We start from the raw sequence: 16,161 nt of genomic DNA on the forward strand, positions 1-16,161 counted from the left end.
GCATTCGGAAGATAACTTCCGAAAAAAATTCCTTTCAATAAATAGTATTATTATTTAAATATATATAAAATTAACTTATTTTATTCAATACTTCATCCCAGATTTTTACTCTGTTTTCGACTGTATAATCAGTTAAAACCTTATTCAATGCATTATTCCTAAAGGTTTTTCTTAAATCTTTATCCAAAATAAGTTTTTCAATTTTTTCAATCCATTCATCTTCATTTGATGCCAAAAATCCGTTAACCCCATCATTAACGACAGTATTATAAACACACATATCTGAATAAACACCAGGAAGAGCTAATACCGCCAATTCAATAAATTTTAACTCACTTTTACACTGATTAAATGGTGAATCTTCAAGAGGAACAATAGCAATGTCCCAATTGATTGCCCCAGGTAGCCATTTCATGAATTTTTCAAAGTCCATATTGTTTGGAGGAAGTTGAATTGAGTTAAACCAATCCTCATCAACATTGTCTTCAGCATTAAATCCACCGATTACCTCAAAATCAAAATCATATTTTTCCTTTAATTTTAATATAACATTTTTTATTAAGAATAAATCTTTAGAATGGGTTAATGTTCCATAAAACCCTAATTTAAGCCTACCTTCAGTTTTAATATTATCCTTAACATCCAATACAGAATCCACATAGTAATTTGGTATGATAACCACTTTATTTTTATCAAATCTGGATGCTAAAGTTGATGTTGTGACTGTAATAACCTCACTGGCATCAATAAAATCATTTATAGAATCTGAAACTCTATTTACATATTCATATGAAGGACTATTCGGTTCAACACCCAATAAATCATCATCTGTCTCATAAACCAGCTTAATGCCGTATTTTTTGCATTTTTTGCGTAAAACATCTAAAAAAGGAAGAATTCTTTGAACAACAACCACATCAAATAGCTTACATCTTAAAATATTATCAATATCCATCATTACAAAACTATCCATACCATACATAAAGAAAGTGAATTTTTTACTTTCAGATAATTTTGAAAATAAAGCATGTAATCTTATATATGGACAAGGAGCTAAATTTTCAAATGAATCATTTGTAAAAACTCCTACACGAATTGTATCCAGTTCAATAGGATTTTCACGTTGAATATATGGAATTAAAGTTCTTTTATCACGAATATAATAAGAATTAGAAACAACATTTTCAACAGTTGATTTTTCATTTGCAAAATATTGTTTATAGAGGTCCATTTCAAGTGTATTAATATAATTATTATCCAATACATTAACCTGATTTTTTTTATAAAAACCATGCAAAACATAATCTAAAATAGGATTATCAGCACCATAATTATTTTTATAGAATTCTAAGTTAAAAATATCGCTGGTATATGATTGCTGAACTTCCAGTGAATCTTTGATACCATAATATAAATAATGAAGAATATAATCTAAATCATTTAAGTTATTGTGAACTTCTAAATATTTATCCTCATTGATAATAGCTAAACTCTTAATGCGAGAGTATGCATCCTGATATTTAGAAATTTTTTGAGGATTTCCTTTAGATTTAAATGCTATATAAGCCTTAGGATTTTTTTTAATTGATTTAGAAAAAAACATTATTTCATCTCTTAATTATATATAACATTTAACATAAAAATAAATTTATGTCATATAAAGTAACTGTTATTATTCCATCATACAATAGTGCTGAATTTTTAGACTCGACAATCGATTCAATTAAAGCTCAAAGCATAGGTTTTGAAAATATTGAAGTGATAATCATCGACGATTATTCAACAGACTCAACACAAGAGCTAATAAACAAATATTGCTCTGAATACGATAATATTAAAACTTATGAATCAGGCAAAAAAACTGGAACCCCTGGAAGAGCAAGAAATATTGGAATAGCTAACAGTGAATCTGAATACATAATGTTTTTAGATCATGACGACAATTATCTTTCCGACACTGTAGAAAAGTTATATAATGCAATTACAAGTAATAATACTGATATTGCTATTGGAAAATTCCAGACTTTTGGTGATAATTACTTTGTAACTGAAGATTGGATAACTGAAGATGTTGTTTTAAATTCAATTGATGAAAACCTACTATTTTTCTCAATAAATAATGTGTGGAGAATGATATTTCCAAAAGAATTTTTGCTTGAACATGAAATATCATTTCCGGAAGGAGTTTTTGCTGAAGATTTAACTTTTATGGTAGATGCGTTCATTAATGCGAAAAAAATTATATTTATTAATGATATTGTTTACAATTTTAGATTGAGAACTGGAGATAATTCATCAACAAGTTTATCAAAAGGAATGCATTATTTAAATGGATTAATAGATGGTTATTCATATACATCCGATGTTTTAGAAAAGAATAATGCCTGTAAATACTATGATACCATTTTCAATCAGCATTTATCTGTTTGGCTCAGTGACGTTGCATTGAGTGAAACAATTGATCTGGAGGATAAAAAAACATTAGTTGAAAAATCCATGCCTATGTTTAAGAAACTAAAAAATGTAGAGCCTTTTCCCGAAAATAATGCGATTAAAAGCATTATTAACCAAATTATACAGGAAAACTTAGATGAAGCATATATGCAGATGGAAGACTACAAATTATTCAGAAATAGAATACAGAATCTTGAAGTTGAACTTAATCAAAAAACCGAACAGATTGCAACACTGCAAACTACAAAAGGATGGATTAAATATAAAATAAATAATATAAAAGGAAGATTAAGATAATTAATCCTTTAATAACCTTTTAAATATATTATCCCACTGACTGGCACGGGATTTTAAACTGTAATTCTCTAAAATATCATCATGAGCATTATTTACCATACCGTTTCTTAAAATAGGATCTTCAATTAATAAAGATAACTTATTTACCCAATCATCTTCCGTATTAGCTAAAAATCCAGTTACACCCTCTTTAATGACTTCATTATAGACATTCATATCACTTGCAACAACAGGAATGCCCAAAGCTGAAAATTCTATATATTTAAGTTCACTTTTACACTTATTAAACTCTGTGTTAACTAATGGAATAATACCTATGTCCCAATTAGAGTGTTTTCCCAACCAATCATAAAAAGTAGGCAAGGACATAGGATAATAAGGTATTTTAACTACATTAAACCATTCACTAGTCTCATCAATTGAAGCACCAGCAATTTCAAAAATAACTGTTATTCCCTTTTTAGAGAAAATATCTTTTAACCTCAAAATAACATTATGAATTAATTCCAAGTCATTTTGGTGAGTTAAAGTTCCGAAATAACCAATTTTAATAATGTCATTTCCTCTAAATGTAAATGGTTTCAACGCTAAACAACTATTAACATAATAATTTCTAATAACTTCAATATTATCAATATTTAATTTATCAAAACGAGCTTTTAATTCGTTGGTAGATACTGTAATTTGATCTACATTATTTACAAGCTTTGAAATATTATCAAAATTACCTAAAATATAGTTATATGACGGATTGGCCGGATTAATATCTAGGAAATCATCATCCGTTTCATAAATTACTTTAATATTATGCCTTTTAGCTTTCTTTAAAATTATATTGGAATATGGATTTACTCTTTGAATAACAATAACATCGAAGATATGTGAGTTAATCATGTTTTCAATATCCAAAAGAGGCATTATTTCTTGACCATAAATAAAGAAATGATAATTTCCATCCTCAGATAATTTAGAAAATGGAGCATGAATTCTTATATATGGACATGCATTCATATTATCATAATTATCCTCTAAAAATACACCTACTTTAATAGTATCTGTTTTAAAATCTTTTTGAGTAACAATATAATCGATTAAAACATTCGCATCCGTTATATAATAATTAGAATCCAATTCTTTTTGAATGCGATTAGTAGCAAAAGTATCTAACTGCACATTTATATCATCACTTAAATTTCTTATAAAATTAGGATATTTTCTATTAAAACTTAATTTTTCTCTAAAACCTTTTGTAACATAATGAAGTATAGGATCTTCATCCCCGATTTCATTTTCACTAATGTAGTAATACAAATCAAAAATCGGATTTATATATTCTAGTTTTTCATCCATAGAATCGGTTTTTGAACCCTCCTGGATAAAATGCAATATCGGATCAATACATGGATGTATTTGACCATATCTGGTTTCATTCAAAAGTCCTAAATTACTTATGGCATCATATTCCCTAATGTCATCAGTAGCACTTGTTTTTGAAGTTCTGATAGATTCTATTACATTATTATGTTTAACTTTACGAGCTAAATCCCCCGCAACTCTTAAAGGCTTCGTTAATTTCAAAGAATTAGAATTCATAAACTCATTATACTCATTTTGTAAAAAACCAACACGACCTGCAGTATCAATTCTATATCCGGCTAATCCTTTTACATCATTTACAAGCAAATATAATTCTTCACGAGATAAATCAATAGTATCTCCGATTTTCATATTTTCTACTTCAACACCTATTTTAGCTCTTAAGTTATCACTTGTAATAGGAGTTGTAAAAATAACTTTATGATGATAATCTCCTTCTTCTTTAGCCCAGTATTCATTATCCCAATAATAAATACGGCTCACAGACGGATGAAAATCATTTTTCCAACATACATATGCATAACTAAGCTGATCTTGGTTAGTATATTTAATATTTTCATCCCACCAATCCTCCATTACTTTAATTACGTCAGGATGATTGTGTTGTCTAAAAAGTGCACCCATAACGCCTAAACCGTAATGTTCAGGAAATCCTTGTGAACGGTAAAATTCAACTTGTTCTTCCATAACCGCTCTTGGATAGCGTGGAATGATTTTAGAAGCATCATATTCCTTATAAACACAATCTCTTTCTGTATGAACAACAACCAGCATTTTAGAATTAGCACGAATATTATTATAAATGTACTCGCGAATACTGCCTTTAATTTTAAAAGTTCCATCCAACCAAAAACTGTATTTATAATCTTTTAAGTATTTATGAGGAAGTAACTTATACTGTTTGGCTTTTCTATTATTATCCAATATGGATTCTTCCATTGGGATGATTTTCCACAAATCAGAAGTTAACTCAGCATTATCAGTAAAACAAATATAATCACAATTATCATCAATGACTTCCGGATGTTTTAATGTATCATAATCTCCAGTAAATGCTGTATAAATAGCTATTTTATTATTTTTAATATCTTCAATTGTTTCTTCAGCAGAATCAGTTGAATGATCGAATAATGGTCTATCAACATGTTTTTTTGAAACTTCCAAATATGTTTCATAAATATCATCATATCCCATAATATCACAAATACTCTTCTTTGATTATATCCATTAATTTATCAGAATAATTTTCACATTTATCCAAACAAATATCATATCGAGAATCATTTTCACCAGAAATTAAAACCTTAATTAAATTTAACCTTGAAACGGCTTTATCAACATCATAATTCTTATCATTGGATATCAAAATATCACAATTCTCCCCAATATCAAAATTATTTAAATTTGGAATTATTTTTACATTAAAATCCTTATTATTTAAATTTTTTACCAGATTAGAAATAAATTCATCATTTTTTGAAATGATTGAAATATCAATTTTTTTATCAGTGAAAAAATGATTTTGTTCGATTTTATCAATCAATAACTTTTTGAAAAGAAAATCGCCCCATTTGCTTAAAAAATACATGATATTCTTATAGTTAAGTTGATTTTTCTTGTCTTCATCTTCAACACGAGTAGCGGACTCATGATGGAACAATAAAGCGAAAGGATTGAAAATTGATTTATAATTATTTTGATATAACTTTAATGCAAAATCAATGTCCTCATACCCATAGAAATAAGTCTCATCTAAACCGCCAAACTCAAAATAAACGTCTTTTGGAACTAAAAGACAGGCTGCAGTATTGGATATGACTTCTTTTTGATGATTAACATCAGATGAAAATATTAATGTAGAGAACATGTTTTTATGATAAGGACCATAAATATAAGGAGTTCTTTCTTCTCTAAATTTTACGCCTGCATGTTGAATACAGTAAGATTTGCCTTGATTTTTCATATCTTCATAATATGGAAATATTAATTTGGCCCCAACAGAACCTACATTTTCATTATTTAACATGCATCCTACCATTTCATTCAACCAACCGTATGTAGGCTCAATATCGTTATTTAATAAAAGTAAATAATCACCATTTGCAATATTTGCAGCATCATTATTACCTTTAGAAAAACTAACATTTTCAGAATTTTCAATTAGAGTAATAGGCAAGTTTAAACTCTTTAAAAAACTAACAGAGTCATCGGATGATGCATTATCAACGACAATTATTTCATAGTTAGAATAATTTGTTTTTTCATCAAAATTATCGAACAACCTTTGTAAATGTTCAAGACCGTTTCTATTAAGAATAATAATTGAAACTAATGGTTCACTTTCAAATTCATAGTTAGATAAAAACATTTTATTTGTATCAATGATTTTTTCCCTTCTTAAAGCAAAAGGACTTTTATCCAAAGTAAATCCAGTACTGTTATTATCAATATAATGTATTAAAGGATTTAAATTATTTTTTTCGATTTCTGGATATTCATGTAAGTATCTTTTAAGATTAAATGTTGGAGAAGGGAGTTTATTCTCACTAGCTCCATAAAATAAATAATGAACTAAAGGATCCATTCCTGATTTTTTAATATGGGGATAAGCATTAATATAATAATTCTTATCAAATAAACCTGATTCCATTATCTTAAAATAGCTTTCTTGATAAAGTTTAGCTTTTTTCATATTAAATTTTGATTTTATTAAGAAATCGTTGAAAGTTACCATAGTTCCCCTACTTAAAAAAATTAAATCTATGTTTTTTATCTTTGTGATTAATCTCATTTATAATATTGTTTTTTTCAGCAATAATAGCATTTTTCTCAACAAAAAGACTGGCTAATTCTTCATTAGTTATAAATTCCAAATCAAAATCTATCATTAACTTATCATCCTTAAACTCCCCGTCAAGAACAAAATTAGGGTCCAAGGTTAAAAAATACTGATAATCATCATTAATTGAATTATCACAATTAGCATCAATGACTTTGATATTATTAATTCTAGACTTAATAAATTCACCTTCTAAAGGGTCAAAACGAATACCTGAAATATTAGAATAACCTCTTAAATCAAATGTTAATTGATTATTCTTTAGTTTAGGAACATAAACAACATCAATTCTGCAATCTTCACTGAATCCATTACCCTCATCAACATATAAACCTGCAATTGATTTGACTTTAGGTAATCTTTTATAATACTTATATTTTGCAAGAAAAGTTTCTGAATCATAATTGTCTAAATTCAAAATATCTTCTTTGTAAAAATTCCATTCAGGGAATAAAAATACAAATTTTTCAACATCGGATTGTTTAATTTTTTTCGAAACCTTCTGAAGTTTTTCAACAAAAGTTAATTCATCACATATCACCCAATCATAATAATAAATCCAAAATAAAACATCATTTATAAAGTTAATAATTAATATATTAACATTATGATTGTTTAAGTCATATAACTGAGAAATAACGTTGCATAAATCAATTACATTATTTTTAGAAATTTTTTCTGTAATGGAATCCAAATTTTTCCTATAGTAATAAATAGAATCATTACTTAAAAAAATACGCTTTGCATTTAATAAAACATTGCAAGTAACACAATTATCTTCATAAAGACCTTTAGAATATTTTAAAAGATGAAACAAACTTTTATGATAAATTTTATTCCAAGCTGAAGTTAAAAAAAACAATTTAGGATAATTATTGATATCATCTATTAAAATATTTTCCTCTAGAAATTGATGGTGAATGTTATTCGTTTGAACTATTTCACCCATACTATAAGTTTCCCACCTATAAATTAATAAATCAACATTATTTTCATTTATTTTATTTAAAGCATCCTCATAAGCATTTAAAGATATAAAATCATCACTATCCAAAAATGTAACATAATCCGAAGTGACATGTTTAAGCCCGATATTCCTACTTTCGCCTAAACCCATATTAACTTCATTATTAATTACTTTAAATGAAGGATATTTGTCCGCATATTTCATTACAATATCCATAGAATTATCAGGCGTTTTATCATTTACTATAATGACTTCAATATTTTCTATTCCGATACTTTGATTAACAATTGAATCTAAGCACTCTTTAATATAAGATTCGACATTATAAACAGGAATAATAACACTTAAAGCTTTTTTCATGATTTCACGATTTTCTTAAATCTATTTGTAATAGAACCATTAAATTTTTCTTTCAAATAATTATTTTCAGCAGTTAACTCATCAATTTGTTTTTTATATTCATTTGACAAAATTTCATAATGTTTAGCAAGTATTTCATAAGAATTTTTTTCAAACATTAAATTAAATTCTCTATAATTTTCAGCATCTAAAATAGTCAAATAAAATGCTTTATCTTCATAATGCCAATTTTCATTTAAAACAACATTATTCAATTCATAATCCTCATATTTTTCCTTCATAGTATTAATAAACTTATCTTTATATTTATCATTTAATCTTAAATAAACAAATTTTAAATTAACAATAATAAACATCAACCATTCTTGTTTGACTTCTTCAAAAATATTTGCATCAATTAAATTTTGGTTAGTGGATTCCAATATATTAAAAATATCAAATGAACCTTCATCCCCAGATGTTGAAATAGAATCATCACGAATACGATAATAGTAAAGATATTCTGAAAGAACAGATACTTTCTTAGCTTTTAAAAATACTTTATAAAAAAATTCTAAATCTTCATAATAAGAACCATGTAAAAATTTAGCATCCAAATCCCTTAAAAAAGAAGTTTTATATAATTTATTAAAAGGGGCATGGGATATTTTAAAAATGATATCTAAAACATCATAATACGAAAAATTACCGGTATACAATGATGGATCAATCACTTCCAAATTTGTAAATGGACTTTCACTAATCTCCGAAGTATCATTATTGAAAAATTTAAATTTAAACATTGTTATTTCAGAATTAAAACCTTTTACATGTTCATATAATAATTCCAAAGCATTTTTCTCTAACCAATCGTCAGAATCAACGAATAAAACATATTCACCTTGGACATGCTCGATTCCAGTATTGCGGGCTCCACTTAATCCCTGGTTTTCTTGAGATATGATTTTAAATCTTGAATCAGTTAATGCATAACCTTCAAGAATACCTAAAGATAAATCTGTAGACCCATCATTTACACAAATAACTTCAAAATCCTTAAAAGTCTGATTAACTAAACTATCTAAACATTTTCTAAGATAGTCAGCAACGTTATAAACCGGTAAGACAACTGAAATCTTAATATCCATGATTTCACCTATTTGTTATTGTACATTTTTTCGTAGTATTGTTGATATTCACCACTTTTAACTTGGTCCATCCAGTCCTGGTTATCCAAATACCATTGGATTGTTTCTTTTATACCAGTTTCGAAGGTGTATTTTGGTTCCCATCCAAGTTCACTGCGGATTTTATCTGCATCAATTGCATAGCGTCTGTCGTGGCCTAATCTGTCAGCTACAAATTCTATAAGTGATTCGTCTTTTCCTAGTGCTTCGAGTATTAGTTTTACGATTTGGATGTTTTGTCTTTCGTTGTGTCCGCCAATATTATAAACTTCTCCAAGTTTTCCTTCGTGCAATACCAAATCTATTGCTTGACAATGGTCGTATACATGTAACCAGTCACGTATATTTTTTCCATCACCATATATTGGTAATTTTTTATCTTCTAGAGCATTGGATATCATTAAAGGTATTAGTTTTTCTGGAAATTGGTAAGGACCATAATTATTGGAACAACGAGTAATATTGATTGGCAAGTCGAATGTTTCAAAATATGCTCTTGTAATTAAATCTCCTCCAGCTTTAGATGCTGAATATGGGCTGTTTGGCTGTAATGGAGTGGTTTCAGAGAAATATCCTGTTTCTCCTAAAGTTCCATAAACTTCATCAGTTGAGATTTGAATGTATTTTTCAACGCCAAATTCTTTAGCTGCATTTAATAATACCTGTGTTCCTAATACATTGGATTTAATGAATATTTCAGGATCAGTAATGCTTCTGTCGACATGGCTTTCAGCAGCAAAGTTAATAACATAGTCTGATTTAGCTATTAAATCATTAACTAATTCTTTATCCCTTATATCACCTTTAACAAAAGTATAATTATCCATATCTTCAATATCTTTTAGGTTTTCCAGGTTTCCACAGTAAGTTAAAGCATCCAAATTAATAATATCATAATCAGAATACTTATCCAGCATGTATTTAACAAAATTGCTTCCGATAAACCCTGCACCACCAGTAATTAAAATAGTACTCATAAATAAAACACCCGCTAATATTTAATTTGTGATTCAGCAAGAGTTTGCCATTTTTCATCCTTTTCTGAAAAAATTAATTCATCAATACCATCTATTGGCCAGTCAATGCCAATATCAGGGTCATTCCAAATAATTCCACTTTCATCAGGACCATTATAAAAATCTGTGCACTTATAAGCGAATTCTGCATGGTCAGATAACACTAAAAATCCATGAGCAAAGCATGGTGGTATAAACAACTGCTTTTTGTTTTCATCAGACAAAATTGCACCAAACCATTCACCATAAGTAGGAGAATCACCTCTTAAATCAACACCAACATCGAAAACCTCACCTTTTAAAACACGAACTAATTTACCTTGAGGTTGTGTTAACTGCAAATGAAGGCCTCTAAGTACTCCTTTTGATGATGAAGATTGATTATCCTGAACAAAAGTTAAATCATAACCTGCTTCTTTAAAATCATTCTCATTATAAGTTTCCATAAAATATCCGCGATTGTCACCGAAAACCGCAGGCTCAACAATAAACATTCCTTCAATATCACATTCTGTAAATTTAAATTGACCCATAAATAATCACCTTTCTGCTAAATTAAATAAGTATTGTCCGTAATCAGTTTTTTTAAGTTCTTCCGCTGTTTCAAGTAATTGTTCTTTTGTAATGTAACCTTTAAGATATGCAATTTCTTCAAGACAAGCAATGTATAAACTTTGTCTTTTTTGAACTGTTTCTATGAAATTAGCTGCTTCTAAAAGACCAGCATGAGTACCAGTATCCAACCAAGCCATTCCACGACCCAAAAGTTCTACTTTAAGTTTTCCACGATTCAAATATTCTTCATTAACAGAAGTAATCTCAACTTCTCCTCTATCGGATGGCTTTACATTTTTAGCAATTTCAATTACATCATTATCATACAAATATAACCCAGGAACAATATAATTAGACTTAGGATGTTTTGGTTTTTCCTCAACAGACAATACATTCCAATCATCATCAAACTCAACAACACCAAAAGCCTCAGGGTTATTAGTATAATAACCAAAAATGACTGCTCCTTCTTCAAGATTAGTAGCACGTTTTAAAATCTCTGTAAATCTATGTCCATGGAATATATTATCTCCTAAAATTAAAGCAACATTATCATCACCAATAAAGTCTTCACCAACAATAAAAGCTTCAGCAAGACCATTAGGATGCTCCTGAACAGCATACTCAAAATTAATACCAAACGAAGAACCATCCCCTAACAAATCCTTATACATAGACAAATCACGAGGAGTAGTAATAATCAAAATATCTTTAATTCCAGCAAGCATAAGAACAGAAATCGGATAATAAATCATCGGTTTATCATATAAGGGCAATAACTGTTTAGAAACTGCCTTAGTAATAGGATACAAACGAGTTCCAGAACCACCAGCAAGTACAATACCTTTCATATAATCACTTATAAATTTTTAATTATGAATAATTTTTTGTAATTTATAATTAATTAAAATAACTATTTAAAAAAAAATAAAAAATAGAAAAAACTATTGTAAATCTAGACCGCTTAACTGTTCTTCAGATGCTTTTTTAGCTGCTTCAATATATGCATCACAGACATAATCAACATCCCCGTCCATGACTAATTTACCTTGATCAAGCCAGATTGCACGGGTACATAATTCACGAATGTTATCTGTTGCATGTGATACAAGTAACACTGTTACACCAGAACCCATCATGGATTTAAGTTTATCTCCACTTTTTTTCTGGAATTTTACATCTCCAACAGACAATACTTCATCCAAAATTAAAACATCAGGTTCCACAATAGTTGCAACTGAAAAACCTAATTTTGCTACCATACCTGAAGAGTAATTTTTAATTGGAATATCTATGAAATCACCTAATTCAGAAAATTCCAATATTTCATCATATTTACTTTCTAAAAACTCTCTGGAATAACCTAAAATAGCTCCATTTAAAAATACGTTTTCACGTCCGCTGTAATTATGGTCAAAACCTGCACCAAGTTCAAGTAATGGAGCGATAGTTCCATAAGTTTGAATTTTTCCGGAAGTTGGTTTTAAAACACCAGATAATATTTTTAAAATAGTACTTTTACCGGCACCATTAAAACCAATAATTCCAACTCTTTCACCTTTATGAACAGAAAATGAAACATTATCAAGAGCTTTAAATTTATTTTTAGGTTTTAATTCTCTTTTAACCCATTTAATACAATATTCCTTGAGATTATCAACTTTTTCCTGTGCTTTTTTAAATTCCATTGATACATTTTCAACATCAATGACTATATTCTGATTGATTAATTGATATTCTTCATCATCTCCTAATTCTGTACCCCATACATTAGTTGTTTCATCAAACATGTTTGGAGGACTTTTAAAATCTTTATCATGAACTTCAACATAGAAATTAGGAGTTACACCAAAGTTTTCATTATAACCTGATAATGCTTTAAGACCTTCCTGCGTACATTTTAAAACTAATCTAATAGCTGCTGAACCTTTACCTCTAACAGACGGATACCATATTAGTTTTTCTTCATCAAACTCATCTTCATACAATTCTTCATCAATATCTTCATCTGTTAATTTATTAATCTTTGATGCTTTAAAATAATGCTTTACAATTTCAAATCCTTCGGGGATATTAAACTTTACTTCCTGACGGTCTGTTGAAACACCATTTACATTTCTAAAGTAAAGAGAATATCTAAATTCATCCCCAACTGCTAATTGAATTGGTTTTTCTTCAGTCGGGAAATAAGAATTGGTTTCACCACTGCTTAAAATATATCTTTTAATATCAAAGATTAGTCTTACACGAACAAAATCAAAGAATAACAGTCCACTATGATTATTTAAATTTTCAGGAAATTCAAATTTTATACTAAAATTATCTCCTTTAACATCTTCACCTTTTATATCTTCCAAAGGTATTGATACACTACGATCAGCAGGATAAATATCTGCATTAATAAAGGAATTAACTTCAAAATCATTATCCCCAACCATCAGAGTAATTAAAGGCGGTTCAATTTCAATAGGTTCTTGAGAAGATTCTTTGTGAAAATCATGCTCAATTACTACCTCAGAAACCTTTGCATCATCAGGAATATTAAAATTAAAGTCACTGATTGTAAATACAGATGGCTTTTGTTCTGGAGATACATAAGTAGATGCAACGTCATCCCAATCATCAAGAAGAATGTTTTCTAAATTTTCCCATACAGATTTTTCGCTATCCTCTTTTTGAGAAACTTTTTTTGGATATCTTAACTGAATTGTCATCTTTTACCTCCTAAATATTTAATATAAAGTCATCTTGGTATTTTTTAAATACATAAATTCCAATAGCCAATGCAGCAATTGATGTAATAACCAAATAAATGAAAAATTTCATTTCAGGGAATGTACCTGCCAATACAATATCCCTAAAACATTTTACAGCAGCATACAATGGATTTATTTTAAATAGAATCAGATACTGCTCAGGAATCATTTCAATCGGATAAAATAATGGTGTCATAAATGATAGCAACATGATTAAAACACCATATAAATACTTAATATCTGTGAAAAATGTTGTAGCTGTTGCTAAAATTAAACCAACACCCATTGTTAATAAAAGTAAGAAAAATAATGGAATCGGAGAGTAGAGTAAAGACATGTAAAACGGTGCTCCCGTTACAAGCATCACTGCAATAAGCACAATAAGTGATATTAAAAAGTTTATAAACTCAGAACATACAATTCCAACTGCAAACATATATTTTGGAACATAAATCTTCTTTATAATCTCTGAATTTCCTTTAATTGAATCCATTGCTCCAGTAGTAGCATTTGCAAATAAATCAAATACTAATTTACCACTTAATAAGTATACTGGAAAATTTGGAATAGACCCACCGAAAAATTGTGAAAATACCATTGTTAACACTATCATTGATAATAAAGGATTTAAGAAACTCCAGAATAAACCTAATGTTGAATCTTTATATTTACCACTGATATCTCTTTTAACTAACTCAGTAAGTAAGAATGAATACCTATTAAAGTTTTTTATTTGTGCATTATCCCTAATCATTAAATCTAACTCGCTTATTTCCATACAAAAATTAAAAATAAGTTAATTATTATCATATTTTATGAAAAGTATAATATAAAAAACTTACTTTTAAATAAATTTAATAATTAAATTTTTATTTGCTTTTCTTGCATCATCAAATGTGTCTAAAATACACTCTTTAACATGAGAAACATTGCTAAAATGAATTTCACAACTTAAATCACATAAGCAATCATATAACGCATCAAGATTTTCACCATAATAATCCGGAAAATCTAAAGCTTCTTTCAGATACTTATGACCATCTTTTTCAATTAATTTACCATCAATTTCATAAACTGTCAATTTTAAACCTCTTTAAATGTCTTATAATGGTCGGATGTGTAGTATACTTGGAATGTTTCAGAATTATAAATAATTCTTTCAGGACCTCTAGATGTTCCATTTGCATTTATATCACATTCTATGTATTTTGCTGACGTTTTTGGAAGAGACTTCTCCCTATTGGTAAATACATCACCACCTATACTTTTACCAGGAGCATAGTTTTTCAAAGGCCCTCCATTCCATCCCAATGCTTTTGCTTCACTTTTAGTTATATAATTACTTGGTAGCTTATGAAATTCTTTAATATAAGCAGCAACTTCATCAACAGTACAATACTGGCCATCCTCTACAACTTTTACATTTTTTTGAGCAAACGAACCAGATAATAAAAGACCACCAAATAATGCTATAATTGCAATAGCAATTATTAACAATCTTCTATCCATTTTAAACACCTATTTTATTATATTAATATATTCCTTTATGGCTTCCTTATAACTTCTTAATGGTTTAAAACCCTTTTCAATCCATTTTTTATTATCTAAAACAGAATAAGAAGGTCTTGGAGCAGGTCTAGCAAATTCAGCTGCAGTGACCGGTACTACCTTAACATCAACTTCTGCAACTTCAAAAATATATTTTGCAAAATCAAACCAAGAACAGCTATCGGAATTGGTTACATGATAAATTCCATAATAATCTGTTTCAATCAACTCTCCAATAGCTTTAGCTAAATCAAGAGTATATGTAGGACAACCTACTTCATCTGTAACAACAGTTATTTCAGGATGATTTTTAGCAAGCTCCAACATTGTTTTAGGGAAATTACCACCATTAACACCATATAACCATGCAGTTCTTACAATAAAAAATTTATCCAAAATTTCCTGAATAGCTATTTCGCCTTCAAGTTTACTTTTACCATAAACTGAATTAGGACCAATTTCATCATCTTCAAGCAATGGTCTTGTAATTTTACCATTGAATACATAATCTGTACTTACATGAAGAAGCGGACATCCAACTTCCTTACATCCCAAAGCTAAATTTCTTGGACCATCACCATTAACTGCAAAAGCCAAATCAACATTTTCCTCGCACCCGTCAACATTAGTATAGGCTGCAGAGTTAATTACCATATCTGGATTATTTTCTTTTATAAAATTGATTACATACTCTTTATCAGTTATATCTAATGATGATGAAGTTGTTAAGATTAATTCATGCTTATCGTTTAAAACATCAATTAAATCATGACCTAACATACCATTTGAACCAGTAATTAAAATTTTCATTTTTATCCCCAAATAT

14 protein-coding genes are annotated in these 16,161 nt (G+C 28.4%); 1 reads left to right on the forward strand and 13 read right to left on the reverse strand.

Annotated elements, in window-relative coordinates; translation table 11 throughout:
• Positions 1 to 70: 70 nt before the first annotated feature.
• Entirely contained in the window at positions 71 to 1,603 is a 1,533-nt protein-coding gene (locus ACKI3Q_RS06905) for a glycosyltransferase (protein WP_407415584.1), read from the reverse strand.
• 47 nt (positions 1,604 to 1,650) lie between these two features.
• Here ACKI3Q_RS06905 and ACKI3Q_RS06910 point away from each other — a divergent pair, with 47 nt between their 5' ends.
• Complete coding sequence (locus tag ACKI3Q_RS06910; protein WP_407415586.1) at positions 1,651 to 2,751, forward strand: glycosyltransferase family 2 protein; 1,101 nt, start codon at positions 1,651 to 1,653, stop codon at positions 2,749 to 2,751.
• On the opposite strand, the gene ACKI3Q_RS06915 is transcribed toward ACKI3Q_RS06910, so the two are convergent.
• The 12 genes from ACKI3Q_RS06915 to rfbD all read right to left on the reverse strand — a co-directional run bounded on the left by ACKI3Q_RS06915 (position 2,752) and on the right by rfbD (position 16,145).
• Positions 2,752 to 5,322: a glycosyltransferase domain-containing protein gene (locus ACKI3Q_RS06915; RefSeq protein ID WP_407415588.1), complete on the reverse strand. Its 2,571-nt coding sequence runs from the start codon at positions 5,320 to 5,322 to the stop codon at positions 2,752 to 2,754.
• Positions 5,323 to 5,326: 4 nt separating this feature from the next.
• Entirely contained in the window at positions 5,327 to 6,862 is a 1,536-nt protein-coding gene (locus tag ACKI3Q_RS06920; protein ID WP_407415590.1) for a glycosyltransferase family 2 protein, read from the reverse strand.
• A gap of 7 nt (positions 6,863 to 6,869) precedes the next feature.
• Positions 6,870 to 8,294, reverse strand: a complete 1,425-nt coding sequence (locus ACKI3Q_RS06925; protein ID WP_407415592.1) for a glycosyltransferase family 2 protein — start codon at positions 8,292 to 8,294, stop codon at positions 6,870 to 6,872.
• Positions 8,291 to 9,421, reverse strand: a complete 1,131-nt coding sequence (locus ACKI3Q_RS06930; RefSeq protein WP_407415594.1) for a glycosyltransferase family 2 protein — start codon at positions 9,419 to 9,421, stop codon at positions 8,291 to 8,293. The genes ACKI3Q_RS06925 and ACKI3Q_RS06930 overlap by 4 nt, the downstream gene beginning before the upstream one ends.
• An 8-nt stretch (positions 9,422 to 9,429) precedes the next feature.
• Positions 9,430 to 10,437 (reverse strand): dTDP-glucose 4,6-dehydratase, encoded by a 1,008-nt coding sequence (gene rfbB, locus ACKI3Q_RS06935; protein WP_407415596.1) that lies wholly within the window; start codon positions 10,435 to 10,437, stop codon positions 9,430 to 9,432.
• A gap of 14 nt (positions 10,438 to 10,451) precedes the next feature.
• Complete coding sequence (gene rfbC / locus ACKI3Q_RS06940; protein ID WP_407415598.1) at positions 10,452 to 11,009, reverse strand: dTDP-4-dehydrorhamnose 3,5-epimerase; 558 nt, start codon at positions 11,007 to 11,009, stop codon at positions 10,452 to 10,454.
• Between the two features lie 6 nt (positions 11,010 to 11,015).
• On the reverse strand, positions 11,016 to 11,882 hold the full coding sequence (gene rfbA / locus ACKI3Q_RS06945; protein ID WP_407415600.1) for a glucose-1-phosphate thymidylyltransferase RfbA: 867 nt from the start codon (positions 11,880 to 11,882) through the stop codon (positions 11,016 to 11,018).
• A 93-nt stretch (positions 11,883 to 11,975) separates the two neighbouring features.
• Positions 11,976 to 13,745, reverse strand: a complete 1,770-nt coding sequence (locus ACKI3Q_RS06950) for an ABC transporter ATP-binding protein (protein WP_407415602.1) — start codon at positions 13,743 to 13,745, stop codon at positions 11,976 to 11,978.
• Positions 13,746 to 13,755: 10 nt separating this feature from the next.
• Positions 13,756 to 14,565 (reverse strand): ABC transporter permease, encoded by an 810-nt coding sequence (locus ACKI3Q_RS06955; protein WP_407415603.1) that lies wholly within the window; start codon positions 14,563 to 14,565, stop codon positions 13,756 to 13,758.
• 66 nt (positions 14,566 to 14,631) lie between these two features.
• Positions 14,632 to 14,868 (reverse strand): barstar family protein, encoded by a 237-nt coding sequence (locus ACKI3Q_RS06960; RefSeq protein WP_407415605.1) that lies wholly within the window; start codon positions 14,866 to 14,868, stop codon positions 14,632 to 14,634.
• Between the two features lie 2 nt (positions 14,869 to 14,870).
• On the reverse strand, positions 14,871 to 15,296 hold the full coding sequence (locus tag ACKI3Q_RS06965) for a ribonuclease domain-containing protein (RefSeq protein ID WP_407415607.1): 426 nt from the start codon (positions 15,294 to 15,296) through the stop codon (positions 14,871 to 14,873).
• A 9-nt stretch (positions 15,297 to 15,305) separates the two neighbouring features.
• Complete coding sequence (gene rfbD / locus ACKI3Q_RS06970; protein ID WP_407415609.1) at positions 15,306 to 16,145, reverse strand: dTDP-4-dehydrorhamnose reductase; 840 nt, start codon at positions 16,143 to 16,145, stop codon at positions 15,306 to 15,308.
• Positions 16,146 to 16,161: the final 16 nt, after the last annotated feature.

It is taken from the genome of Methanobrevibacter sp. (assembly GCF_045636185.1).
GTDB lineage: Archaea > Methanobacteriota > Methanobacteria > Methanobacteriales > Methanobacteriaceae > Methanocatella.